This window comes from Pseudarthrobacter sp. TRD_SC_9, assembly GCF_055361265.1.
In genome coordinates this window covers 1,293,772-1,319,465 of sequence record NZ_CM143956.1, presented here as the reverse complement: position 1 = coordinate 1,319,465, position 25,694 = coordinate 1,293,772, and the positions used below count along the sequence as shown (strand labels likewise).

The window sequence follows — 25,694 nt, the reverse complement described above, 5'->3', positions numbered from 1 at the left end:
CAGTGCGCCGCCACACAGCACCCGGGCAGAGTCAGCTAAAGCCCATTTTTTGTGGGCCACGGGTGAAGTGAATTATCCGAAGGCCTTCCCCGACCCCGGCTAATAGTTACTCACTGTAACCGAAGCGTTATAAAGCGACCAAGAAAACGCTATACCGGGTATTTATAACGGTCAGGTTTCACTGGCAGGGCCTTATACCCACGATCCGTACGCCCGCACGGAATTCTCGCCAATCCGTGTACACAGGTCGGACAGCTCGATTCCTGTCAATTCGGCCATGGACCGTACTGTATACGGGACCAGATAGCTGGCGTTGGGCCGGCCGCGGAACGGGTGTGGCGTGAGGAACGGGGCGTCAGTCTCCACGAGCAGCAGCCCGGGCTCCGCGATTCCGACGGCGGCGTGCAGGTTGGCGGCGTTCCGGAAGGTCAGCGTTCCGGCGAAAGACATGTACCAGCCTTCGTCATTGCAGGTCCTGGCCAGGGATTCGCCGCCGGAGAAACAGTGGAAGACCACCCGTTCGGGTGCACCTTCCTCACGCAAAACCTGCACGACGTCGTCATGGGCATCGCGATCGTGGATCTGCAGGGTAAGTCCGAGCCGCTTGGCGATGTCGATGTGGCGGCGGAACGAATAGCGCTGGTCAGCGAGCCGTTCGCCTGTGGTCCTGAAGAAATCCAGCCCGGTTTCGCCGATGGCCCTGATCCGGGGGTGGCGGGCCAGCTCCTCGATTTCCGCGAGCGCGGATTCCAGTTCACCGCGGGCCGCGTAGTCAGGAGCATCATTGGGATGGAGGGCAACGGCGCCCAGCAGCCGGCGGTCCTGGTCGACGGCCTGGACAGTAAAGCGGGAGGATTCCAGATCACAACCGACCTGCACGGCGCCCTGGACTCCCACGGCAGCGGCCGCATCCAGGGCTTCCGCCACCGCTACCGTGAAGTGCCCCCGGCCTTCCTGCGGCGTACCGAAATCAAGGTGGGTGTGATTATCCATCACGGGTACCGGCAACGGCTCGGGCGCCGGCGGGTAGCCGCTCTTCTGTTTTTTGCTTCCGTTTTCTCCGTTTTCCCCGTCCTGCCCGGATTCCTGGCCAGCCCCGGCTGTCAGCTGGCGGTACGGAACGGGAACGCTGGAATCACACATGGGACCAAACTACCTGTTGACCCGGCGGAATCCGGAACCGGAATTCCGGAACTACCTGTCAGCCGGGGCAGTTGTGTTAGTAGTCTGGTATCAGGAATGGCGTGTGCCCACCGATGGGCATCGGCTGGCTCATAGCCGCGTCCCAGGCGCTTGCAGGGATGAAAGGTTACGGATGGACGCGCACCAAGGAATCACGGTCGAATCTTCCCCGGCAGAGGAACGCGCGCGCAGCAACGGCCACCAGGCCCGGGCGCCGCAGGCAACAGTGGCGCACGCCCCTGTCCAGGCCATGGAAGCCGAAGCGTTCCACGATGCGAGCCAACGGATCCTTACAGCCATCGGCACCGTGATTGATGGCAAAGCGGACGCAGCCCGCCTGGCGCTGACAGTCCTCCTGGCACAGGGCCACCTGTTGGTGGAGGACGTGCCCGGAGTCGGTAAGACTTTGCTGGCCAAGACCCTCGCCCGCACCATCGATTGTTCGGTAAGCCGCATCCAGTTCACCCCGGACCTCCTTCCCTCGGACGTTACGGGTGTGTCCATCTACAACCAGTCGTCCCGCGCGTTCGAGTTCCGGCCAGGCGCTGTCTTCGCGAACATCGTCATAGGTGACGAAATCAACCGCGCCTCTGCCAAGACCCAGTCCGCCCTGCTCGAGTGCATGGAGGAGCACCAGGTCACCGTGGACGGCCACTCCTTCAAACTTGACGAGCCATTCATGGTAGTGGCCACCCAGAATCCAATCGAGATGGAAGGCACCTACCCTCTGCCTGAAGCACAGCGGGACCGTTTTATGGCCCGGATCTCGATGGGCTACCCGGATATGGCGGCCGAGATCGAAATGCTGGAGACCCATCAGTCCACTTCCCCGCTGACTGGCATCAGTCCTGTCGTCAGCGCCGCCGATGTCGCCGCCATGATCGTGGCCGTCCAGCACGTCTACGTCTCGCAGGCGGTTAAGGAGTACACAGTCGCGTTGGGCCAGGCCACCCGAACCTCGCCGTTGCTGCGCCTGGGCGCCTCTCCCCGATCCCTGCTTCAGCTGCTGCGCGCGGCGAAGGCAACGGCCGCCCTGGACGGCCGGAGCTTCGTGCTCCCCGACGACGTGGTTTCCGTTGCCGCGTCCGTGCTCTCACACCGCATCATCCTTGACCGCAAGGCGGCGAGCGCAGGCGATACCCCTGCCGGCGTGATCCGCGACATCATTGCCCGGCTGCCGGTAGATCAGGAGGCCCAGCGTGCTCCCAATGGCGCGGGAGCCGTGGCCGGCCGGGGCCGCTAGGAGGGCCCATCATGCGACGCCATTTGTTTACGCGGCGGGGTTGGGGGTTGCTGCTGGCCGGCGCCACCTGCCTGCTCGCGGCCGGCATCATGGGCCGCCGGGACCTGCTGACACTTGCTGTGCTGCTGGTGGTGCTTCCGCTCATCTCGCTGGCCGGTGTCCGGCTCCTGAAGCCCTCTTTCAGTGTGTACCGTGAATTCGATCCGGAGAGTGTGGAGACAGGCGCCACCACCACTGTGAAGCTCGCTGTGGCCAAGTCCGGCAACGGATCCGGTCACACGCTGATGGAGGAGAAACTGCCGCCCCGCTTCGGCCAGTCACCGGCGTTCCGTTTCCCTGCCCGGTCCGCTTCCGGCGGCAGCAGCCGCTACGAGTACCACCTCCGGTCCACACGGCGGGGGCAGTATGTGATCGGCCCGGTGACCGCCGAGTTCACGGACCCCTTCGGCTTATCGCTGCACCGCCACGCCATTGACGACGGCGACACCCTCACCGTAACGCCCGCCGCCGTCGAACTTCCGCCCACGGGGTTGGCGGGGGCCCGCGGGAACGACGGCGTGACGGCCACCAGGATCCGGGCCAATCCCAGCGAAGACGACGTCATGACCAGGGAGTACCGCCATGGTGACGCCATGCGCCGGGTTCACTGGGCAGCAACAGCGCGGCACGGAACGCTGATGGTGCGGCAGGAGGAGTCGGTTACCACCCCGGAGGCCACCATTATCCTGGACCAGCGGCTGGCAGCGTTTCCCGACGGTCCGGCCGCAGGCCTGTCAGAACCGGACCAGCCCGTAAGCAGCCGCTGCTTCGAGTGGGTTGTCGTGGCCGCCATGTCCATCTCCGCCCACTTGATGGATAGGAGCTATGCCCTGCGTTGCCTGGATCCCGTCGGAGAGCCAGCGTTCCGCCGCTCGCCGTCGGCTCCCGAGCCGGAGCTTGAAGAGTTTTCCGGCGTCGCGGGGCTGCAGAGCATCGCAGAAAGCCTTGCTGCCATCGGGCTTAGCGGTCATCACCGGCCCGGCCTCGCCGGTCATCACCGGCCAGGCCTGCGGGAAGCCCCGGCCGGCCACGAGCACGGGCCCGCCGCCTTCACCGATCAGCTGATGGACAAGCTCTCCGCTCACCGCATGAGGGGACCACTCGTTGCCATTCTGGGCAGGATTTCGCTCGCCGAGGCACGGTCGTTGGCCGCCGGAGCGGGCTATGGGGCCAACGCATTTGCCATGCTCATCACGGAAAACCCCGACGACTGCGAAGAAGCCCTGGAAGCGCTCCGGCTGGGCGGCTGGAAGGCAGTAGCCCTCCAGCCCTCCACCCAGGTCCAGGACGCGTGGAGGAATTTCGACGACGACGTACCCGGCAGTTCCGCGGCTCCCGCTGCCGTGGACGTCCGCCGTGGTGCGGAGGTGACCAGATGACCCTCGCCCCGGAACGTTCCCGGAACTCGCCAGCGGCCCCGCAGGAGCCGCAAAAAACGGTGGGGCCCGCACGGCCTGCCGGGCCCCGTGTCGGGTACCAGCCATGGATTATGGCGGCCGGCATTGTGGTGGCCACGGCAGGGGCGTCTCTTTCCCTCAATGGCGTGATGCGGGGCTGGGCCTGGTATCTGCCATTGCTGACCACTATCCTGGTCGTCAGCGTGGCCATGGCCACCCTGCGATCACTGCGGGCCCGCCCGCTCGTGGTCACAGCCGGCGGTGTCGCTGCCCTCATTGCCGTCCTGACCCTCACGTTCTTCCGCGGCACGGCCTTCGCGGGATTTGTCCCTACCGGCGGGACCCTGTCGGCATTGGATAGCTTCCTGCAGCGTGCCAGCGAGACCATCTTGTCCGAGAGCGCACCGGTGGCACCCAACGCCGGCATAGTGATGCTTGCATGTGCCGCCGTCGGCATCCTGGTAATCCTGATCGACGCCCTTGCCGTCCCGCTGGGCATGCCCGCCACCAGCGGAATCGCACTGCTGGCCATCCTGGTAGTGCCCGCCATGCTTAAACCGCAGAGCGTGGGCTGGCCGGCTTTCCTGCTGGCCACGGTTGGCTACCTCGTGATCCTGTCCTGCAGCCAGTGGTTCGACGCCGGTGCCCGGGGGGCGGTGGACACCACCCGAAATCCCGGGCAGTCACGGCGGGCGGTGCTTACCGGAGCTGCAGCGCTGGCAGCAACGCTCGTCCTGCCGATCGCCATTCCCGGCTTCGACCGAGGTACCTTCCCGCAAGGCTCACGGATGAATGCCTGGGGCACCGGCAACGGCCTCAATCCGATGATCACCCTCGGCAACAGCCTCCGCGCTCCCAGCGGCAGCGGCCGGATCACTTATGGGACCACGGCCTCAAGTCCGCCGTACCTGCGCTCAGTAACGATCGACAATTTTTCCGGCGAATCCTGGGGGCCTGACGACCGTACCGCCGCCAGGCAGCCCGGTACCTCGCAGATCCGGCAAAGGACTGCCGTGCCGGAGGAGCTTCAGCGCAACGTCACCGAGATTAATCCCGGCAACTTCTCCAGCCCCTACCTTCCGGTTCCCTATGCACCGGAGTCGGTTGAAGGACTCACCGGGCAGTGGGGCTGGGACCCGACGACGCTGAGCATCAGGAGTTCCGACACCACTACCCGCGGCCAGGAATACACGGTGGTCTCATCTGTCCCGCAGATTACGGCCGAGCTGCTGGCGCGCTCCACCCGACCGCAGGAAGGCATCTCCCCGGATTTCACGAACGTCCCGGCCGAGGTCCCGGACATCGTACGCTCCACTGCCGATTTAGTGGCCGGCTCCACCGCCAATCCATATGCCAAGGCCCTTGCCATCCAGAGCTATCTGAGGTCGGGCGACTTCACCTATTCGCTGGACACCCCGGCACGGGCGGGATATGACGGCAACGGCCTGTCCGTACTCGCGGACTTCCTCGGCCAAAAAAGCGGCTACTGCGTCCACTTTTCCTCGGCCATGGCAGTGATGGCCCGCGTCCAGGGCATCCCGAGCCGGATCGCGGTAGGTTACGCCCCCGGTCGGTTGACCGGCGAAACCATGACGGTGGCAGGACTGGAGGGCATTGCACAATATGAGGTAGACGCCCGCGACGCCCATGCCTGGCCGGAGTTGTACTTCGAGGGCCTGGGCTGGGTGCCGTTCGAGCCCACCCCGTCCCGCGGGGTCCTGCCTCCCTATGCCTCGTCCAGCTCCGCCGCGCCGGGCTCTCCCCAGTCGCTGGAGGACGACGAAGCCCTGGTGGCCCCCACGCCCGCAGTCCCTGTCCCCGCCCCGGGCGCCTCAGCTCTTCCGCTCCCCGGTGGCGGCGGTTCCGTGGCTGACGAAGGTCCTGGCATCAGGCCGTGGCTCGCGGCACTGGCCGGCACCATGGGTATCCTGCTCCTCGCAGCCGCACCACGGGCAGCACGCGGGGCACTGCGTTCATCGCGGCTGCGCGCGGGTCGTTACGGTCCCGCGGCCGGGACCACCGCTGCCTGGTCCGAACTTGAGGACCTCGGCACGGACTATGGCGTGCCACCGCAATCCAGCGAAACGCCCCGGAACTACTCCGCCAGGCTCCGCAGCTCCGGTGCACTGGGCGAACCAGGCGGATTGGATGACGCCGGGCACCAGGCCGTGCTTGCCCTCACCAGCGCGTATGAGGCAACCATCTATGGCCGGCCCGCATCTGATCCCGACGGGACCGCCAGCCAGGGGACGGGTCTTTCTGCCGGGGAGGCCGCGGCCAGGCGGACAGCAGGAACAATCGCGGCCGTCCAGGACACCATGCGTGCCAACGCCCGCAAGGCGGCCCGGCTGCGTGCCGAGTGGGTGCCGCCGTCGATCATGGGCAGGCTGGGGCAGTTCGCCGCCGCCCCGTTGCACGGCACTGCAGCCCTGGTCCGCCTGACGGCAAAGGCCGCCGTGCGTTCCTGGGAAGGAACGCGCGACGGCCTGCGGCGCCTGCGTCAGGGCTAGCCGGCGTAGGGGTCGGCAATGCCGATGTACTGGGTGTAGAGGTATTCCTCGATGCCTTCGAGGCCGCCTTCGCGCCCCAGTCCGGACTGCTTGACGCCGCCGAAGGGCGCCGCGGCGTTGGAAATGACGCCGGCGTTCAGGCCCATCATGCCCGTTTCCAGCCGTTCACCCATCCGGATACCCCTGTTGAGGTCCTTGGTGAAGACGTAGGCCACCAGGCCGTATTCGGTGTTGTTGGCCAGGCGCACCGCCTCATCCTCGGTGCCGAACGTGATCACCGGCGCAACCGGCCCGAAGATTTCTTCGGACAGGATCCGGGTGCCTTCGGTGACGCCCTTGAGCACTGTGGGCTGATAGAAATATCCGGGGCCGTCCACGGGTCCGCCGCCGGTGACCGCCACGGCACCGTTGGCAATCGCGTCACTGACCAGTTCGTGGACCTTGTTACGGCTCTTGGCATCGATCAGCGGGCCCACCTTGGACTCGGGCTCGGTGCCGCGGGCGGTGGTCATGTCCTTCATCTTCGCAGCGAATTTCTCCGCGAATTCGGCCGCTATGGACTCGTGGACAATGAACCGGTTGGCGGCGGTGCAGGCCTCTCCCATGTTGCGCAGCTTGGCCAGCATCGCACCGGCAACGGCGGCATCAAGATCGGCGTCCTCGAACACCACGAACGGCGCGTTTCCACCGAGCTCCATCGATGTCCGCAGCACCGTCTCTGCGGCGTCTGCGATCAGCCGCCGGCCCACTTCGGTGGAACCGGTGAAGGACAGCTTCCGAAGCCGGGTGTCCTTGATCAGCGGCCCGGTGGTGGCGCCTGCGGTGGAGGTGGGAATCAGGTTCAGGACACCGGCCGGCAAACCCGCTTCCTGCATCACGGCAGCGAACAGCTGCGAGGTGAGCGGGGTGAGGTTCGCAGACTTCAGCACCATGGTGCAGCCTGCGGCAACGGCGGGGGCCACCTTGCGGGTGGCCATGGCCAGCGGAAAGTTCCAGGGTGTGATCAGCAGGCACGGGCCCACCGGCTTCTTGGTGACCAACAGGCGGGACTTGCCATCCGGCGAGACCGAGTACCGGCCAAAGGCACGCACGGCTTCTTCGGAGAACCAGCGCAGGAATTCCGCACCGTATGTCACTTCACCGCGGGCCTCTGCCAGCGGCTTGCCCATCTCCAGGGTCATCAGCAGGGCGAAGTCCTCAGCCCTGGCGGTAATCATCTCAAAGGCGCGGCGCAGGATTTCACCGCGCTCGCGGGACGGTACCTTCGCCCAGGACTCCTGCGCGGCAGCGGCGGCATCCAGTGCCGCGGCACCGTCTTCGGGACCGGCGTCGGCAATGCTGAGCAGTACCTTGCCAGTGGAGGGATCCTCGACGTCGAACGTCTTGCCTGACGCCGCGGGCCGCCACTTGCCATCGATAAGAAGGCCGGTGGGCACGGAGGCAAGCAGCTCGCTTTCGCGGTCCGCACTGACAGTAGGGGTGGCAGTCTCGGTCACGGTTACTCCCTCATTGGAATCGACTGGCTACCCGGCTTCTTCACGCTGTGCCGGGTGGATTTAGTGCCACAGTACTGCGGCCGTTCCAGCAGGGTCTACGCCTGCACGCACCATGGGTGACCCCAACGACTGTGCAATCGCACAGCAGGTCAGCGCGCGGCGAGGACTGCCGAATAGAGCTCCCGCTTGCTGACCCGGACGTCCTCGGCGATGGTGGCTACGGCTTCCTTGAGCCGTACGCCCTTCGCTACCAGCTCGTTGACGGCAGCCACATGGTCCTCCGGAGTTCCGGGTTCCCGTTCTGGGGCGCCGCCTACCACAACAGCTATTTCACCGCGGACTTCATTGTTCTCGGCCCAGTCCAGGAGTTCGGCCAAAGTGCCGCGCAGTACTTCTTCGTAGGTCTTGGTCAGTTCACGGCAGACGGCAATCCTGCGGTCCGGTCCGAAGCGTTCACGGAGGGCGCGCAGCATGGGCTCCAGCCGGTGCGGAGCCTCAAAGAACACCATAGTGCGGCGTTCTGCATCAAGCTCAGCCAGCCGGCCTGCGCGCTCGCCGGCCTTGCGGGGCAGGAATCCTTCGAAGCAGAACCGGTCGGTGGGAAGCCCGGAAAGTGCCAACGCTGTCAACACCGCCGAGGGGCCAGGCACTGCGGTGACTTTCAGCCCGGCCGCCACGGCACCTTCCACGAGCCGGAAGCCCGGATCCGACACGGCTGGCATTCCGGCGTCGGTCACCATCACCAGTGTTTTGCCCTCGCGGACCTGATCCAGCAGTTCACCGGTCTTGGCGGCTTCGTTGTGTTCGTGGTAACTCACAATCCGGCCGGCCACCGTCACGCCCAGGGTTTGGACCAACCGGTGCAGGCGCCGGGTGTCCTCGGCCGCAACAATGTCCGCCGTGGCCAGCAGTTCTACCAGGCGGGCTGAGGCGTCCCCTGTGTTGCCGATGGGGGTGGCGGCCAGCACGATCCGGCCAGGTCCGCCTTGAACGGCCGTCTGCGGAACTGCGTGGGCGTCGTCTTCGCGCTGGACGTCGTGTTCGCGCTGGAGGCCGTCTTCGGGGGTGGCCGGAGCGGAATCAGGGCCGGCATGTTCTGAGTTGGAGTTGCGGTGCACACGTCCACACTAGTCCTGCCGGGGCAACAGGTCCGCAAAAGGTAGCATGGGCGGGTGACCCAGACCTCGGAGGCGAATGCGCCCGGCAGTGCCGGCGGTGGGAAGTCCACCGCCGGCACGGCTGCCGGCGGTCCTGCAGTTCCGGACACCTCAGCGGCCGTAAACCATCCCGCTGGCTCAGGGCCCCAGGCCGGCGGTACCGGGCCGGCCTCAGGATGGATCCTGGACCCCGGTACGGCCTTCACCGCCGGGGCCCTGCTCGAGCGGCTGAGCGGCAGTATCCGGAGCTGGCGGGACTACCCGCCGTCGTTGCGCCTGTGGTATTGGCTGGCACCGGCCCTTACCGCCGCGTTGGCCGGCGTCCTGCGATTCGTCAGGCTGGGTGAACCTAACACCCTGGTGTTCGACGAGACCTACTACGTCAAAGACGGATACTCCTACCTGGTGGCCGGCTATGAGCGGAACTGGCCGGAGAAGGCCAACGATGCCTTCAATGCCGGCAACCCCGGCGTGCTGCTGGACACGCCCGAGTACGTGGTTCATCCGCCGGTTGGCAAATGGATGATCGCTGCCGGAATGTGGCTCTTCGGCGCAGACAATGCCTTCGGCTGGCGTTTTGCAGCCGCGCTCACCGGGACATTGTCGGTGCTGTTGGTGGCGTTGATCGCGCAGAAGCTGTTCTCTTCCATAACCCTCGGCGCTGTGGCGGGCCTGCTGCTGGCCGTGGACGGCCACCACCTGGTGCTGTCCCGCACCTCGCTGTTGGATATTTTCCTGATGTTCTGGGTGCTGGCCGCCTTCGGCGCCCTCCTGCTGGACCGTGACGACGGCAGGGACCGCCTGGCGGACCGGCTCGCGCGGCAGGGCCTTGCCTCTCCTACCGGATTACCGACTCCCCTGCAGTTGCTTACCGGCCCCTGGCTGGGCATCCGCTGGTGGCGGGTCCTCGCCGGCGTATGCCTGGGGCTCGCCGTGGGAACCAAGTGGTCGGCACTGTTCTTCCTTGCGGTTTTCGGCATCCTTACAGTCTGCTGGGACCTCAGTGCCCGCCGGGTTGCCGGCATCCGGAACTGGTTCATTGGAGCGGTCATCAAGGATGGGCTGCCGGCCTTCATGTCCGTGGTTCCGGTGGCCGCACTGGCATATACCGCTGGATGGGCGGGCTGGTTCCGATCCACCGACGCCTATTACCGCAACTGGGCTCAAACCAACCCGTCCGGGGAATGGGGCTGGTTGCCGGACTCCCTGCGGTCCTGGTTCCACTACCACCTTGAGGCCTTCAACTTTCATCAGGGCCTGAGCTCAGACCATCCCTATGAAGCCACCGCTTGGACGTGGCTGGTCATGGGCAGGCCCACCTCTTTCTACTACCAGTCGCCCAAGGAGGGAACGCCCGGCTGCACGCTGTCCGACTGCACGTCGGCCATTCTCTCGGTGGGAAACCCTCTGATCTGGTGGAGCGGGACCATCGCGCTGATAGTTCTGCTCTTTTGGTGGGCTGGCCGGCGGGACTGGCGTGCGGGGGCCGTTCTTGCAGGCATGGCTGCCGGGTACCTGCCATGGTTTATGTATCCGGAGCGGACCACCTTCTTCTTCTACGCCGTTTCCTTCGAACCATTCCTGATCCTTGCCCTGACGTACTGTGTGGGCCTGATACTTGGCCCGCAGGACAGCCCCGGCTGGCGGTGGCGTTCCGGCCTGTACCTGGTGGCCGTCTTCCTTGCCGGGGTACTGCTGCTGAGTGCGTTCTTCTATCCAATCTGGACCGCGGAGGTCATCAGCTATACGGACTGGCGTCTCCGGATCTGGATGCCCTCCTGGATCTAGGGCAGGATTGCCCTAAGCCTTGACGACCAAGCCAGGCCGGACGGCGTGGCTGCGGAATGGAGAACCGCGTGAGAGAAGCAAGCACGGAACTGCTGGTTGAGCTGGACCCCGGATCCAACGTGACCGGGCTGCTCCTGGAACAGCTGGATCGAAACCCCGCGCACGCGCTCTACTCACGCAAGGGAACTACCGGCTGGACTGACGTTTCCGCCCGGCAGTTTGTCCTGGAGGTCAACGCCCTGGCCAAGGGCCTCATCGCCGGCGGGATCAGCCCCGGTGATCCCGTGGCCATCCTGTCAGCCAGCAGTTATCAGCGCACATTGGTGGACTTTGCCGTGTGGTTTGCCGGCGGTGTCACCGTCCCACTGGAGCCGGAACCGCGGGATCCGGAACCGCGGGCCGCGCAGCTCGAGAGGATCCTGCAGGACTCCGGCGCACGCCGGATCTTCGTGGAGGACGCCGCCACGGCAGGACTGGTCGCAGAGGTGCTCAGGACGGCCGATCTGCCGGTTGAGCGGATTGTCAGTACCGTCCGGATGGATTACGACGGCGATGCGCCCAATTTAGCCAGCCTCGCCGCTGCAGGGACCGGCATTTCCGACGCCGAGCTGGAGCGCTACCGCAGCACCGCAACGCTGGCCGACGTTGCATCGATTGTTTACGGTGCTGTGCACGGTGTCTCGCCGAAGCCTCTGTCAGGCGGTGTCCCGGGTTGTCGGATCACCCACGGAAATCTTTCCTTACTGGCGAAAAACACGGCGCCGCTGCTGCCGGAAATCCTGCTTGACCCCCGCGGCCGTGCACTGATCTTCCTGCCTGCCGCCAATACGCTGGCAATGTCCGCGCAACTGACTTTCCTCAATGCCGGCATCACGGTGGGGCACAGCACCGCCAATGAATTGCAGGCCGACCTGCAATCCTATAAGCCGGGCTTGCTGGCTGCGGGTCCTGGTCTTGTTGAGGCAATTTATGCCGAGGCCGCCCGGCAGGCAGAAACAGCGGGCCGGAGCCGGCTGTTCGACTCTGCCGCACGCACCGCCGTCGAATACTCACTCGCTGCCGGGGCGCCAGGCAACGGTGCCGGCAGTCCTGGTAAGTTGCTCACGCTTCGTCACGCCGTCTATGAAAGGCCGGTCTACCGGCGGCTGCGCTCGGCTCTCGGGGGACATCTGGCCTATCTTTTTGCAGCGGGCGGAAGGTTGCCCGCGGACACAGCCCGCTTCTTCGACGGGGCCGGAATTCCGGTGCTGGAAGGCTACGGCCGCAATGAAACCACCGGGCCCTGCACCGTTAATACCCTGGTCCGGAAACGCTCTGGAACCGTCGGGCTGCCAGTTCCGGGAACCACTGTGCGGGTGACCGCCAGCGGCGAGATCCTGGTCAAAGGCATTGGCGTCTTCGGCGGGTACCATGACAACGCGGCGGCGACTGCTGCGGCGTTTGCGGACGGCTTCTTCCGCACCGGCGAGCTGGGGAGCCTCGACGGCGACGGCTACCTCACCGTCACAGGACTAAAGCCCGCAGTTCCCCCGAACTAGGACTCGCTGCGAACGGCCGTTATTACCCGGCCTCACGGGCTTCGGTTTCGTCTGCAGCAGTACCAGCGGCATCTGCGGCCTTCTTATCCTTTCTACTCTGGCGCGGCGGCAGGCCCCGTCGCCGGCGCGTGGGCCAGGTGAGAACCAGGGTGACCGCGCTGGTGACCAGCACCAAGGCAGCGATGACTATGCCGGCGTCAATCCAGAACTGGCCGGGGAACAGCCTGATGAGCGTGTCCTCAAGGGCGAAGGTCCAGGTTCCACTGGCGAAGAACAGCCGGTGGAATTCAGTGAAGAACTGCTGCCACCCCAGCACCGCCAGGGTGCCAAGACCCAGGATCAGGACCAATGTGATGATCGATCCGGCGAACAGGCCACGCCGGACTCCCCCCGTACTGCGGCGCTTGAGGTAACCGATGGCCACGATGCTGAGCAGGAGAAGCAGGAATCCGGCGGCCAAGGCAGCCAGGAACACGAGTTTGACGTCTGCCATATGGCTGACTTCCTCTGGCTGGAACAGAGGCTCACCGCTTCGAGTTACCAGCTCGCCCAGGTAGCGCGGGCCTGCCCAGTTGCTGAGGTAGTCAACGACGTACGACCCGTAGGTGATGCGGTCATCAGTGTTGAAGCCGTAGCCGTCACCCGGGAAGCCCGGGCGGTAGTACTCCACCCAGAGGAACAGTGGCGTGGCCACGGCACGCACGGCCAGGACCAGCAGGATTACGGGGAAGGAAATGGCCAACAGGACCTGCATCAAGCGGGGCAGGACGGGCTTGGCGTTTGCCGCGCTCTCGCGCTCCGCATTGCGCCGTTCCACTTCTGCCTCCGGCGGCCGGATTTGCAGGGCCGAGGTGGGCAGTGGCTCACTGAAGTGGGCACCAGCGGGAGCTGTGGGCGGAACGCTTGTTGCGCCGTCGGACTTCACAGCGTTGGGCAGTGCCGGGTCGGACGTGGTGCGGCCTGGCTCTGCGGCGTCAGAATTTCCGGCGGCGGCTTCCGAAGCTTTGCGGTCGGCGCGGGTGGGAGCGGGATCGACGGCGGCCGGCCCGGTTTTCACGGACGTGTCCACTTTTGGCTTCATCCAGTCAAACGCGACGTCGTCGTGATCGGACGAGGCGTCCAGGACCGGTTCCGGCTGTTTGCCTGGCGGCTGGGATTTGTCGTTCACTGCAGCGTCTCTTCCGTCGGGCTTTTTGCGTTGCTGCACAGGCAGGCAACGCCACTTTTTCTCCCTTAGAGCCTACCGTTGATGCCCGGACAGGACAGGGATGCCATGCCGTCACCTGCCGCCGGGTGGCTGCCGCTTTCAGGCGACGAGCTCCCGTGCCCCGGCATCGACGTCGGAAAGGCCTCCGGTAGCGCCAGCCAGGAAGGCCCTGCGTCCCGGCACAAGGACGTACAGCCAGTAGGACGCCAGAACCAGGGAGCCAATGGCAATTTTTGCCCACACCGGAAGCGCCGACGGAGTCACGAAGCCCTCCACCAGCCCCGAGACGAGCAGGATCAGCACCAGTCCAAGTGCCACGGTGATCAGGGCTCTACTTTCCTCCGCGATGGCCTGGCCACGGGTCTTCAGTCCCGGGGAGACCATTGCCCAGAAGATCCGCAGCCCGGCCGCGCACGCGATGAAAACGGCTGTCAACTCCATCAGTCCGTGAGGCAGGATGTAACTGTAGAAAACGTCGCTTTTCCCCGCGGCGGCGAAAACCCCGGCGGCGATTCCCACGCCCTGGGCGTTGCTGAACAGGATCATCGGCACCCAGATCCCGGTGATTCCCAGCGCGACTGCCTGGGCGCTGATCCACGCGTTGTTGGTCCATACGGCGCCGGCGAATGATGCTGCCGGATTCTCCGAGTAGTAGTTGATGAAATCTTCCTCGACGTACTGCTGCAGCATGTCAGCCGGGGCCAACGCCCTCAGGACATCAGGGGAACCCGCCACCCAGGAGGCATAACCTGCGGCAATTGCACAGAATGCCAGTCCACAGGCGACGGTCAGCCATCGCAGCCGGTAGAGCGCCGCCGGAAGCGCGATAGCGAAGAACCCCGCCACGTCCTCCATGAAATTGGACCTGGCCCCGGTGAAGCGCGTGCGCGCCTGGGCGAGGGTGGCTGATAACGACGCCGACAAGCCGCTTTCGGGGGCGAGCGAACGGACCAGGGATAAGTGCGCCGAGGTGGCCTGATAGAGGTGCAGCAGTTCGTCAGCCTCAGCACCGCTGAGCCGGCGCTGGTAGGCCAGGGTATGCAGTCTGGCCCACGTGCCGGAGTTCACGGCTGAGAAGGCATCCATATCCACGGCTCCAGCCTAGACCCGAATACCGGCACTCCCATAGGAATGGTGCCGTAGATTGGATTCGGGCCTCTCAACAGGCCCCACAGCAGGGAATGGGGAGAACGTGAGCGCAATTATTACCGGTGAGGCGGTTGCCCTTGAACTCCGCCCGGCGTCCTTTGGTGCCCGGGCTCTGGGACTCTTGATTGACGTCGTCCTCAACGTCGTCCTGCTGGTCGCTGCCATCCTGACGGTGGTGTCTGCCGGCCAGGAGCTGGACCCTGCGGCAATCCAGGCACTGATGCTCCTGGCCGTGGTGTTCTTCCTGGTTATTGTCCCCGTGGCAGTGGAGACGCTGACCCGGGGCCTGTCCCTGGGGAAACTCGCGGTGGGCCTCCGGATCGTCAGGGACGACGGCGGGGCCATCCGGTTCCGTCACGTGCTGATCCGCGGGCTCACCGGATTCCTCGAGATCTATGCCACCTTCGGAGGACTGGCCATCGCGGTTGCGCTCTTCAGTGACAAGTCCCGACGGCTGGGAGACGTTATGGCCGGGACGTATTCCCTGCGCCGGCGGGTCCCCGTCGAAGCGCCTGTCCTGGCTACGGTACCGACGCACCTGCGGCAATGGGCCGCTGTGGCGGACATTGGCAGGGTGCCAGACGGGACCGCCCGGCGTGCGGCGATGTTCGTCCGCCAGGCAAGCAGGATGTCGCCGCTCTCCCGCGAGGAGACTGTCCGCTCGCTGGCCACCGAGCTTTCACACTATGTTGCGCCGCTCCCCCCGCCCGGAACCAATCCGCACGACTTCCTGGCAGCAGTGCTGGCCGAACGGCGGCGGCGGGAAACGGCCAGGCTCTTTCGGGACCACGAGCGGAGCGAAGAACTGGGCGCCAGGCTGCGGCGGCTGCCTTTCACTGATTAATTGTCAGTTGTCGTACTCGGCCCAGGGGATGTTCCAGTCGCCAAAGCCGTCCTCGAAGGCAGCGAAGTCACCTTCGGTGTTGATCACTTCCACCACGTCCCCGGTGGTCATGCGGTCAAAGACCCAGGCGGCTCCTTCAGGGGAAAAGCCGATGCAACCGTGGGAGACGTTCTTGTTCCCGATGTAGGGAAACGCCGACTCCAGCGCCTGGTGGATGTAGGCACCGCTAAGCGACAGGCGGATGGTGTATTCGACGTCCACCTCACCGTAGTGGGCGGGGTCGTCACGCGACAGACCGATGCTGTCCGCCCGGAAGTGGTCGTAGCGGCGCTTTTCCATCAACACGGCAAAGCCCTTGGCGGACGGGAAGCGTTCGTCGCCCATGCTGACCGGAAGGGTCCTGACCACCTGGTCATTGATGCTGAGCGTAAAGGTGTGGGCTCCGGCGTCGGCTACTGCAGAAACCTTGTCGCCAATGTTCACGGTATGCACCTTGTTGAAGTTGGCGATCTGGCCGTTACCCAGGTCCACGCCAAACAACTGCATCTCCATAGTGATGGTGGAGTTAGCGGCCCAGAAGGTCTCCGGACGGTACCGGACCATCGTGTCGCTGTACCAGTGGAAGGCGCCGGTCTGGCCGGCTGTGGTGGTGATTTTGATGGCCGCTTCGACGGCGTCACGGTTCAGGACGGGTTCGCTGAACGTGATCTGCAGTGGCTGGGCCACGCCGACCTTCATCCCGTCCAGCGGATAGATGATGGCATCCGCTTCGTGGGTAGACGCCACGGTGCTGAAGGAATGGGTGGCGCTGGTTTCCCGGCCGGCGCCGTCCTTGACCACGTAGCTGTAGCTGTATTCGGCGTCGAACTTCAGGGGATCGACGGTCTTCCAGCTGCTGCCGCCATCAGCGAATTCACCCTTGACTGTCTCGCCCGCCGTGCTGGTGAGCGTCACTTTCTCGATGCTGCCTGCACCTACTTTGAGGGTGACGGGTGCAGCGGGATTGACCTGCCGGGCACCGTTCGCCGGTTCAACGTCCAGCTTCAGCGGTGGCACCACAGGAGCGGCCTTGCCGGGCTCGGACCGGACCGGGGAAGAAGCCTCTGATTCAATCGCGGCACCGGCAAATCCGGGGGCTACGGCGGCGAAAACGCCGCCACCGGCAGCCAGGAGGCACAGCGCTACGATCAGCGCGATCTTCCCTGCGGGACCGGAACGGCGTGGTTTTGAATCAGACGTCATTGAACAATGTTAAGCCTTGTACCCGTTCCGGTCCGCCAGGCCAGCGGCGGTCCCCGTCACACCTCAGTAACGATACTGCTCCGACTTGTAGGGTCCGGCGACGTCGACGTCCAGGTACTCAGCCTGGTCCTTGGTCAGTTCTGTCAGCTCCACGCCGAGGGCGTCGAGGTGCAGCCGCGCCACTTTTTCGTCCAGGATCTTGGGCAGGACGTAGACCTGGTTGCGGTATTCCCGCTCTTCCTCCGTCTGCCCGTGCTTGGTCCAGAGTTCAATCTGGGCAATGGTCTGGTTGGCGAACGAGTTGCTCATCACGAAGGACGGGTGACCCGTGGCGTTGCCCAGGTTCAGCAGGCGGCCCTCGGAAAGCACGATGATGGAGCGGGCCTCTTCGCCGTCGGCGGTGTCCCATTCGAAGACCCACTCGTGGACCTGCGGCTTGATCTCCACTTTGCGGATCCCCGGAATCCGGGCCAGGCCTGCCATGTCGATCTCATTGTCGAAGTGGCCGATGTTGCCCACGATCGCCTTATTCTTCATCCCGGCCATGTGTTCGGCCATGATGACGTCTTTGTTGCCCGTGGTGGTGATGAAGATGTCTCCGGTGGCCAGGACGGTCTCCAGCTTGGCCACCTGGTAGCCGTCCATCGCAGCCTGCAGGGCGCAGATGGGGTCGATCTCGGTGACGATCACCCGGGAACCCTGGCCGCGCAGGGCCTCGGCGGCACCCTTGCCGACGTCGCCGTAACCGCAGACGACGGCGACCTTGCCGCCCATCAGGACGTCCGTGGCCCGGTTGATGCCGTCCGGCAACGAGTGCCGGATGCCGTACTTGTTGTCGAACTTGCTCTTGGTGACGGAGTCATTGACGTTGATGGCGGGGAAAAGCAGCTTGCCCTGCGCGGCAAGCTGGTACAGGCGCAGTACGCCTGTAGTCGTTTCCTCGCTGATGCCCTTGATTCCAGCCGCAACGCGCGTCCACTTCTGCGGATCGGACGCCAGCGAACGGCGCAGCAGTTCCAAAAAGACTCCGTACTCCTCGGAGTCGGTAGCGTCAACGGCAGGAACAGCGCCGGCAGCTTCAAATTCAACACCCTTGTGTACCAGCATGGTGGCATCGCCGCCGTCATCAAGGATCATGTTGGGGCCGAGCTCAGGGTTGGCGTCGGCACCCGGCCAGGTCAGGATCTGCTCAGCCGTCCACCAGTATTCTTCCAGCGACTCGCCCTTCCAGGCGAAGACGGGAACGCCCAGCGGGTTCTCCACGGTGCCCGCTCCCACGACGACTGCTGCAGCGGCTTCGTCCTGGGTGGAGAAAATGTTGCAGGAAGCCCAGCGGACCTCAGCGCCCAGGGCGGTAAGCGTCTCGATGAGGACCGCGGTCTGCACAGTCATGTGCAACGATCCTGCAATCCGAGCGCCCTTGAGGGGCTGTTCCGCACCATATTCAGCGCGCAGCGACATCAGGCCCGGCATCTCGTGCTCGGCCAGCCGGATCTGGTGCCTGCCGGCCTCCGCGAGGCTGATGTCGGCAACTTTATAATCGAAAGTCATGGAGTTCCTTTGCTGAATGAATTCAAGTACGCGCGGATGGGCAGAGGCTAGCTGCCCTGGCCCGTGGCGGGATCATGCTGGTCCGACGCCGCAGCAGTGGCGGCGGGGAGAAGTTCGGGCCGGAGGAGAAGGGGGATGCCGTCCTCGATCCGGTACTGCGGAACACTTCCGTCTGCAGCAGCCTTCGTTGCGACCAGGACGTCGCCTTCCTGCTTCAGCGGCGAAGCAGTGACCGGGCATCGAAGGACGGACAACAGTTCAGGGCTGATCTTTGGCATGCTTGCTGCTCCTGCGGGGACCATCGTGCCGTGGTCTGGCTGATGGCCGTTGGGGACTGGTGTGCAGCTACCAGCGTACCGCGATCCGGCGCTCAGGAGGGTTCGCGCAGGGCCCGCAGATGGCCTCGGCGGACGCCTTCCGTGGGGGCAGGGGCTTCGAGGGGCGACGGTCCCGTGCGGCGCTCAGCGGACGTGGAAGAGGGCTTGGATGCAGCTTCACGTACGGCGTCGGCAAGCGCCAGCAGATCATCGGGGCCCGGCTGCTGGGGGGTGTTCGGCATGGCCAGGCGGAGCACTTCCCAACCACGGGGCACTGTCAGTGATTCCGAGTGCCGCGAGCACAAATCGTAACAATGCGGCTCGGCGTAAGTTGCCAGTGGACCAAGTACGGCTGTTGAGTCCGCGTAGACGTACGTCAAAGTCGCTACCGCCGCTTCGCGGCAGGCTGATCTGGAACACTGACGAATGGCACCCACGACATCCCAGAGTACCCTCCCCTGCCGCAATAGCTGCCATGGCACACCGACGGCGCAGCAACCGAAGTGCCCGGGAGTGTCGCGGAATCCCCTTCCCAGGATTAGAGTCGGTATATGCAGTCATCGAACCATGATTCAGGTTTTACGGTCCGGTTGGCTGACGAGCGGTCAGGGCAACAGGATCCGCTTTCGGGCACGTCGGCCAGAAGTTTCCGCACCAGGCGGAGAAACCGCCATGGCCGCGGGCTGCGCGGCGAACTGATGTTGCCCACCCTGCCCGGTTTCCGCACCCGGGCGGAACGTTTCGACGAGCTTGTGATGGATTCAGCCCAGCGCCTGCACGACATCTGGGGTAAGACCCTCGATGGCGTCCGCTTTGCGGTGGATGAAATCCCGACCAACCTGGAGGAGCTGGTGGCAGCCGGCCAACCGGCGCCAATGGGCGCCTACATCCCTGCCGGCCAGGCCGACGGCCCGCTGATCACCGTTTACCGCCGGGTGGTGGAGCAGGCCTGCGATACCCGGGAGGAACTCCAGGACCTGGTGCACGACGTCGTCATTGAGCACACAGCGGAAATGCTGGGCGTGGCGCCCGAGACACTGGATCCGGTCTACCGCCGCCGCTACTGAACAGCCACAGCGGAGCGCCGGTATCAGTCAGTACCCGAGCCGGACCGGAACGTGTTCCTGCCCTTCGGCGCCGGGGGTGAGTGCAACGGTGGAAACGCCATTGCCGTCCTGCAGCACCAACGCCCCGTATGCGGCGTCGCCTGTTGCGGACACAATATAGGCCGTCACTGCCGATCCGGCCACCTCTCCCGGAATGGTGATACTGGCAGTGGTACCGGCTGCGATGTCTGCGGTGGCTGCTTCCTGGATGCGGCCATCCGCCGTGACCGGGGTGTACGTTACCGCGGCCCGGCCATCCAGCCCGCCGAAAACCAGATGCCGCTCCCCCGAGGAAGGGACCGGAATCAGATGCTGGCTGCCCAGTCGCAGGCTCGACGGCGACCATGACACGTCCGAGGGCTCATCAGGGTTGGTGCCGCGGGTCACCCGGCTGGAGGCCACGAAGGATACGTCTGAAGAAGCCGCCACCGTGTAGTGCCCTGCGGGGACGCCGGCCAGCGGTACTTCGGTGACGGAACCGGCCTTGGCGGTGACCACGCCGCCCCCCTGGAGAGCCTGCTGGCCGTCTTTTCCGAACACTTTAACTTCGACGACGGCGTCCGTGGAGCCGGGAACGGTCAGATACAGTACCGGGCCGGCATCGGAGAATCCCGGCTTTGCGGTCATGGCGGAAATTCCCGCCGCATCCTGGATGTCCACCCCGGTCATGACCTGGCGGGCGCCTTGTCCCGCACCAGGGGAGATATAGTCCACGCCGCCCGGCTGCAGGCCACGCAGCACGCTTTGCTGGATAACAGCGGCAACCGGGCCACCGGAACTGCGTACATGGACGCTCAGCGCTTCCTCTCCGGGCGCCAGGCCAGCCAGGACTATCGAACGACTGGATCCGGGAGCAACCAGCAGCCCCCGGCTGCCGGGGGCCTGGATCTGGCCCTCCGCTCCGAACAGTTCCAGATTCACGGTTGCCGGGTTGCTGGAAGCATTGGTAAGAGTAAGGACTGCTGTGCGTCCAAGGCTGGTGTTGGCGCCCACCAGCCACAAGTCATTGGCCGGCTGCTGGCAGTTGGCGGCTGCGATGCCGCGCAGGTCTCCATCAGTGGCACCGTAGCGCAACAGGGCTGCCGCGGACGCGCCGTTGTTATCAACGGCCTGGGCGTCCAGCACGCTGATACCGGACACCTCCCGGCCTGCCAGTACACCGGCCGAGACTGCTGCTGCCGCAGGCGCCGCGGCCGCTGGCCCCTGGCTGATGTCTACAGCAGCGCTTCCGTCCAGCCCGGCAACCCGCCCGGCTGGCAGGGCAGCGCCCGGTGCGCTCACCACCACGGCATCCACGGCGCTCGCCGCAGTGCCTGATTCGGGGCTGAACTGCGGATCAGTGGCGTCGGCTGATCCCTCAAGAAGCCGGGCCGGTCCCGGGCAAACGGCTTGGGTTATTCCGGCGGGCACAGGCGCCAATGCTGCTTCCAGTGGACGTGTCCCCATAGTGGGCGCCGCCACTGTAGTTCCTGCTACCACCGCACCGCCGGCCGCAACAATAGCAATGGCGGAGAGCACACCGGTGAGGACCCCGCGCGATGCGGCCTTCTGGCGGCGGGACCGCCGGGCCGGCTTTGCAGCGGGAACAACTTCCAGCTTCGCCTCGGAAGCGACGCCGGTCTCTTCCCGGGACCCAGCGCTTTCCGCGGCGGTGCCCGCAGTGCCCGGGGCCTTCACATTGGTGCCCTCAGTGCCCGGGGCCTTCACATTGGTGCTCTCAGGGGCAGCAGGCTCAGCGGCAGCGCGGCGATGGGCAGTGCCCGGGTCTGCGGATTGGTCCTTATGCATTCTGACGTTCCTTACGCAGTGAGCCCTCGTCGCGCGAGAGCCCGGTGTTGGGGCGCCGGGCAGGCATGGGAATCGCGAGGAGGATGGTCAGCCCGATGACGGTGAACTGGACCACCGCGCTGACTGTCGCCCACGGGTTCTGGTACCTGACAATCAGTTCTCCCGCTGCCGCCGGCAGGGTGAACGCCTGGGCCCAGCCGGAATTGGTGGAGGTGAGCTTCTGCCCGTCCAACCAGGCTGTCCAGCCGGGATCGGCACGTTCGGCAAGGACCACCAGCCTGCCCTCACTTCCTTCCGGAACTGCTGCCTCGACGTCCTCCAAAGCGGAGGGCAGCAGCGTGACCGTCGAGCCCCCAGCGTCGATAATCCGAGCACGATGCGCGACGTCGGCAGGCTGCAGGGCAGCGGCATTCAGGGGTGTGACGCGCCAGAGCCAGCCTGCTTCCGTTTCGCCCACTGCCACCAAACCCGGCACTGCATCAATCCTGCTGGCGGTCAGCTGGGCTGCGGTGTCGTCGGATTTGAGGACCACAAATCCCGCCCCCAGGGTCTCCAGGACGGGGCGCGGATCAACGCTCTGGCCTGCCACGATGGTGGCAACGACACCGCGCAACGCCGCCGTCACCTGATCATCTTCCCGGATACTTTCGCTGCCGGGCTCGCCCATGATAACGGCCGAGGACGCCACCGTGGACAGTGCGTCGACAGTGGTGCCCGAACCCCGCATCAGGCTGACACCGTAGCTGCCCTCCTCGGAAGTGCTGATCACAAGGGTCCGCGTCTGTTCGGGGCCTTCCCCCCGGTCCGAGGCCGTGGCCGGAAGGGCGCTGCCGCGGGATGCCTCAAGCAGGCTCTGGGTCCCCAGGTTGAGCTGCCCCGGCGCGGCTGCCGCTTCGGCGGATGGTTCCAGGATGTTTCGGGCGGTCCAGGCGGTAAGGCCCACCAGCGGCCCGGCCAGGGCAACGACCAACGTGACCGCCGCAATGGTCCTGGGCACACCGGAAGACGCTGCTGGCGTCGTACCCTTGACGCTGTTGGCAAACAAGGCGAGCAACCGCTCGCCTCCCAGGACAGCAGCCCCCAGCAGTGCGAACGTTGCGGCAGATACAGCCGGTCCCGGGAAAGGGGTAACCAGGCTGGAGGCATTAACTGCGGTGGCCACGTGGCCGGCGGCCCAGCCGCCCGCGAGCAGGATCAGTGCTGCCACCCAGAATGCACGGACCAGGCGCGTGCGCTTGCCTGGGACAAACAGCGCCACGACGGCGAGCACCAGAATCGGGGCACCGATCATCAGGGCCAGCACCAAGCCCCAGGGTCCACTCTCAAAGGAGGGAAGCCCGGCAAGGCCTCCGGCGAGGTCAAAGCGCACGGGTTGCGCCAGGATCTGCTGCCATAGCGGCGCAGGGTCGAAACCGAGCGGGAGGCCCGGATCTCCGAGCAGGGCGCGGGGCCGGTCCAGCACCGACAGTGCGAACGGGACAAAAAGTGCTGCTGCTGGCAGCAGCGCCCACCACACAGTGCGGCCGCGACGCCCCAGCAAAAGGCCCGCCAGCACGACAATCAGGATCATCGGGCCCAGCAGCGACGGGGCCCCTGCCGCGATCACGGCCAGGACCAGGCCGGCGGCGGCGGCGGCTGTCCATGACGGAGTGCCGTTGATACCGGCCTTGATGGGCGGCATCTCCACAAAGCGGCGCTCGCCGGGGGCCGGCAACGCGAACCGGCCATGCCCCACCGCGCTTCCGGTCGCGCGAAGGAGCGCCAGGGCAAGGAGCGGCATCAAGACATGCGCCACCAAAGCACCCAGCCGGCCGTGGTCAAGCGAGACCTGCAGGGCCGGGGCGGCAGACCAGATCAGGGCAACAGCAAACCGGAAACTTCGGCGCCTTGTCAGGGCTCCGGCGGCAAACCAGGCTCCCAGCGCGGCCAGTGGCATGGCTAGGAACAGGAGCCAGACGACGGCGCCATTGGCGTCCCCGGCCCCCAGGAGGCCCAGCACCCAAAGGACGTAACCAAAGGGATCACCATGGCCCGGCAGCCCGGCCCCCAGGCCAATCCACCAACTCGACGCGTGGTGCCAGACCTCGGCCAGATTGCTGGAAACGGGCAACAGCGCGCCGCCGGTTACCGAATCCGCCCGGAAGAGCCCTGAAAGGCCGGCGAACGAAGCGGCGGCAGTAACACCAACGGCCAGCACCGCTCCCGTGCCCACCCAGCCCTTGTCCGTGGTGGTCAGGGCCGCGAAGTCGTCGGCAGAGTCACCGCTGGGCTGGTCTGAGAGGAGGTCGGTTCCATACCGCTCGGCGGGCGAACCTTCAGCACCTATCGCTTCCATCAGGGAGCGCCGGTGGTTCCATACTTCACGTCGGGGCGTCTGCAGCTTGCGGATGACGGAACGGTGGATACGCCGGGTCTTCGCTGCACTGCGACGGCTCCGGGCAATGGCACCGGGACGGCCGAGCGCGGCAAAAGTTGCCAGCAGTTGCGAGAATCCGTGGCCCGGATCCTTCACTGCGATGCTGAGCACGAGCTTAAAGAGGCTGCCAAGGAGGGCACCCATGGCGTGGATGGGAAGCTTCCACAGCGCAGTGTGCTTGAGCCTGAGGTGGACCTGGGCTCTTCGCGCGGCAGCCGGCGTACCCAGGCCATGCGGACGGTGGCTGACGTGGTGGATCTTGGCGCTGGGGACCACCACCACCCGGTGGCCGGCCAGACGGTTACGCCAGCAGAAATCGACGTCGTCGCCAGGACCCGGAAGTGCGGAATCAAAGCCTCCCAGGTGCTCCCAGACGTCCCGCCGGATCAACATTCCTGCCGAATTTACCGCAAAGGTATCGCTGCGGACGTCGTACTGGCCTTGGTCCAGTTCGTCTGCCTCAATGAGGGTGAGGCGTTCCGCCCAGCGGCTGGTGGAGAGGCCGACGTCGATCAGGCGACGCGGAGCGTCCCAGTCCAGCTGCTTGCAGCCGGCAACAGTTACTGAAGGAGCACGCTCGACGGCGGCCAGCAACTCAGCGAGTGCTTCCGGTGCCGGGGCGGCGTCGTCATGCAGGAGCCAGATCCACTCGTTGTCATGGTGGCTGCCAGTGTCGTGGGAGTCTTCGCGGCGCCTCGGCGATAACGCCTGAAGTCCGGCCTGGACCGATGCCCCGAATCCTGGCTTCCCGCCATAGCTCACCACGCGCGCAGCGCCGAAGGCCCTTTCAAGGAGTGATGCCGAATTGTCCCGGGAAGCGGCATCGACGCCGATCGCCGAATCAACTGGCCGGGTCTGGCCCGCCAGGGCAGACAGGGTTCTGGGGAGATAGTCGCCGCCATTGTGGGCTACCACAATGGCGGTGACGTGGACTTCCTGAAGAATTAGACCGCTCTCTTCCTTAGCCGACGGCGCTCGCGCTCGGAAAGGCCACCCCAAATGCCGAACCGTTCATCGTTTGCCAATGCGTATTCCAGGCACTGCGAGCGGACGTTGCATGAACCGCACACCTTCTTCGCATCCCTGGTGGATCCTCCCTTTTCGGGGAAGAACGCTTCCGGATCGGTCTGCGCACACAGCGCGTCAGTCTGCCAGCCGAGTTCGCCTTCGTCGTCGAACTCCTGGCCGGACGGCAGACCTATCCACACGGGTTGGGCTATGGGCCGAGGCGTGGCCTGCAATTCCATCGGGGGGTCCAGCGGATCCGCCTCGCCGTTGCCGTCCAGCAGGGCCTCATGGGCGGCGAGGAAGGCAGTGGCCTGGTCCTCTACCGAATCCCTGGTACTGCTGCTGTAACGCTCTGCCGCGCCCGGATCTGCCGGATCCACGTACCAATCACTCGGTACGCCACGGGAATGGTACTTAGCCGCGGCCTGGCCTGCGACGACGGCTTCATCCTGGATACGCTCTGCTTGCCCCATGGCGACCCTCCTGGTATTGCAGCCCCAAAACTGGATACATGGACACTCGGTTGTGTGCCGGTAGTTACGTCAGGGTGTTCTGTACCTAATTACACGCGTGTAACTAGATGGGAGTCAAGCCGCGCCGGGATAATAAACACGACATGCCGATTATCCCGGCGCGCCACGCCATGGATATTTTCAGGCCAGCTACCCGGCGCGCAACATCATGACCGCCCGGGAGCGCCCGATTGCCCCGCAACC

The 25,694-nt window shown here is 65.4% G+C and carries 19 protein-coding genes; 7 read left to right on the top strand and 12 right to left on the bottom strand.

Annotated features, from left to right (window positions below):
- Positions 1–192: 192 nt before the first annotated feature.
- Positions 193–1,143: a TatD family hydrolase gene (locus tag ACWA13_RS06270; protein WP_463937291.1), complete on the bottom strand. Its 951-nt coding sequence runs from the start codon at positions 1,141–1,143 to the stop codon at positions 193–195.
- 172 nt (positions 1,144–1,315) lie between these two features.
- On the opposite strand from ACWA13_RS06270, the gene ACWA13_RS06265 reads away from it, so the two are divergent.
- From ACWA13_RS06265 to ACWA13_RS06255, 3 genes are read left to right on the top strand one after another with little or no spacing between them, the layout of a single operon-like run.
- On the top strand, positions 1,316–2,425 hold the full coding sequence (locus ACWA13_RS06265) for an AAA family ATPase (protein WP_463937290.1): 1,110 nt from the start codon (positions 1,316–1,318) through the stop codon (positions 2,423–2,425).
- 11 nt (positions 2,426–2,436) lie between these two features.
- Entirely contained in the window at positions 2,437–3,843 is a 1,407-nt protein-coding gene (locus ACWA13_RS06260; protein ID WP_463937289.1) for a DUF58 domain-containing protein, read from the top strand.
- Positions 3,840–6,371 (top strand): transglutaminase TgpA family protein, encoded by a 2,532-nt coding sequence (locus ACWA13_RS06255; protein WP_463937288.1) that lies wholly within the window; start codon positions 3,840–3,842, stop codon positions 6,369–6,371. The genes ACWA13_RS06260 and ACWA13_RS06255 overlap by 4 nt, the downstream gene beginning before the upstream one ends.
- Here ACWA13_RS06255 and ACWA13_RS06250 read toward each other — a convergent pair.
- On the bottom strand, positions 6,368–7,867 hold the full coding sequence (locus ACWA13_RS06250) for an NAD-dependent succinate-semialdehyde dehydrogenase (protein WP_463937287.1): 1,500 nt from the start codon (positions 7,865–7,867) through the stop codon (positions 6,368–6,370). The genes ACWA13_RS06255 and ACWA13_RS06250 overlap by 4 nt on opposite strands.
- A gap of 149 nt (positions 7,868–8,016) precedes the next feature.
- Entirely contained in the window at positions 8,017–8,838 is an 822-nt protein-coding gene (gene rsmI / locus ACWA13_RS06245; protein ID WP_463937848.1) for a 16S rRNA (cytidine(1402)-2'-O)-methyltransferase, read from the bottom strand.
- A gap of 201 nt (positions 8,839–9,039) precedes the next feature.
- Here rsmI and ACWA13_RS06240 point away from each other — a divergent pair, with 201 nt between their 5' ends.
- Positions 9,040–10,812 carry a dolichyl-phosphate-mannose--protein mannosyltransferase gene (locus ACWA13_RS06240; RefSeq protein ID WP_463937286.1) on the top strand — a complete coding sequence of 591 codons (1,773 nt, stop codon included), beginning with the start codon at positions 9,040–9,042 and terminating at the stop codon, positions 10,810–10,812.
- Between the two features lie 68 nt (positions 10,813–10,880).
- Positions 10,881–12,350 carry an AMP-binding protein gene (locus tag ACWA13_RS06235; protein ID WP_463937285.1) on the top strand — a complete coding sequence of 490 codons (1,470 nt, stop codon included), beginning with the start codon at positions 10,881–10,883 and terminating at the stop codon, positions 12,348–12,350.
- A gap of 22 nt (positions 12,351–12,372) precedes the next feature.
- On the opposite strand, the gene ACWA13_RS06230 is transcribed toward ACWA13_RS06235, so the two are convergent.
- Positions 12,373–13,518: a TIGR01906 family membrane protein gene (locus tag ACWA13_RS06230; protein WP_463937284.1), complete on the bottom strand. Its 1,146-nt coding sequence runs from the start codon at positions 13,516–13,518 to the stop codon at positions 12,373–12,375.
- Positions 13,519–13,656: 138 nt separating this feature from the next.
- Positions 13,657–14,649, bottom strand: a complete 993-nt coding sequence (locus tag ACWA13_RS06225) for a stage II sporulation protein M (protein WP_463937283.1) — start codon at positions 14,647–14,649, stop codon at positions 13,657–13,659.
- 100 nt (positions 14,650–14,749) lie between these two features.
- On the opposite strand from ACWA13_RS06225, the gene ACWA13_RS06220 reads away from it, so the two are divergent.
- On the top strand, positions 14,750–15,550 hold the full coding sequence (locus ACWA13_RS06220) for an RDD family protein (protein ID WP_463937282.1): 801 nt from the start codon (positions 14,750–14,752) through the stop codon (positions 15,548–15,550).
- Between the two features lie 3 nt (positions 15,551–15,553).
- Here the strand turns inward: ACWA13_RS06220 and ACWA13_RS06215 are convergent, their stop codons facing one another.
- From ACWA13_RS06215 to ACWA13_RS06200, 4 genes are all read right to left on the bottom strand, one after another.
- On the bottom strand, positions 15,554–16,792 hold the full coding sequence (locus tag ACWA13_RS06215; RefSeq protein ID WP_463937281.1) for a L,D-transpeptidase: 1,239 nt from the start codon (positions 16,790–16,792) through the stop codon (positions 15,554–15,556).
- Between the two features lie 63 nt (positions 16,793–16,855).
- A complete protein-coding gene (gene ahcY / locus ACWA13_RS06210) occupies positions 16,856–18,343 on the bottom strand; it encodes an adenosylhomocysteinase (RefSeq protein WP_463937280.1) in 1,488 nt (495 codons plus the stop codon).
- Between the two features lie 47 nt (positions 18,344–18,390).
- Positions 18,391–18,621: a Trm112 family protein gene (locus ACWA13_RS06205; RefSeq protein ID WP_463937279.1), complete on the bottom strand. Its 231-nt coding sequence runs from the start codon at positions 18,619–18,621 to the stop codon at positions 18,391–18,393.
- Between the two features lie 92 nt (positions 18,622–18,713).
- Positions 18,714–19,097 (bottom strand): DUF3499 domain-containing protein, encoded by a 384-nt coding sequence (locus ACWA13_RS06200; RefSeq protein ID WP_463937278.1) that lies wholly within the window; start codon positions 19,095–19,097, stop codon positions 18,714–18,716.
- A 114-nt stretch (positions 19,098–19,211) separates the two neighbouring features.
- Between ACWA13_RS06200 and ACWA13_RS06195 the strand changes: the two genes are divergently transcribed.
- Positions 19,212–19,727, top strand: coding sequence for a metallopeptidase family protein (locus tag ACWA13_RS06195; RefSeq protein WP_463937277.1), 516 nt, complete (start codon positions 19,212–19,214; stop codon positions 19,725–19,727).
- Positions 19,728–19,754: 27 nt separating this feature from the next.
- Here ACWA13_RS06195 and ACWA13_RS06190 read toward each other — a convergent pair whose 3' ends face one another.
- Genes ACWA13_RS06190 through ACWA13_RS06180 form a run of 3 tightly spaced genes read right to left on the bottom strand, consistent with a single transcriptional unit; the run spans position 19,755 to position 25,451 of the window.
- Positions 19,755–21,554, bottom strand: a complete 1,800-nt coding sequence (locus tag ACWA13_RS06190; RefSeq protein WP_463937276.1) for a DUF5719 family protein — start codon at positions 21,552–21,554, stop codon at positions 19,755–19,757.
- Entirely contained in the window at positions 21,547–24,885 is a 3,339-nt protein-coding gene (locus ACWA13_RS06185) for a glycosyltransferase family 2 protein (protein WP_463937275.1), read from the bottom strand. The genes ACWA13_RS06190 and ACWA13_RS06185 overlap by 8 nt, the downstream gene beginning before the upstream one ends.
- 29 nt (positions 24,886–24,914) lie before the next feature.
- Positions 24,915–25,451: a WhiB family transcriptional regulator gene (locus ACWA13_RS06180; protein WP_463937274.1), complete on the bottom strand. Its 537-nt coding sequence runs from the start codon at positions 25,449–25,451 to the stop codon at positions 24,915–24,917.
- Positions 25,452–25,694 lie beyond the last annotated feature (243 nt).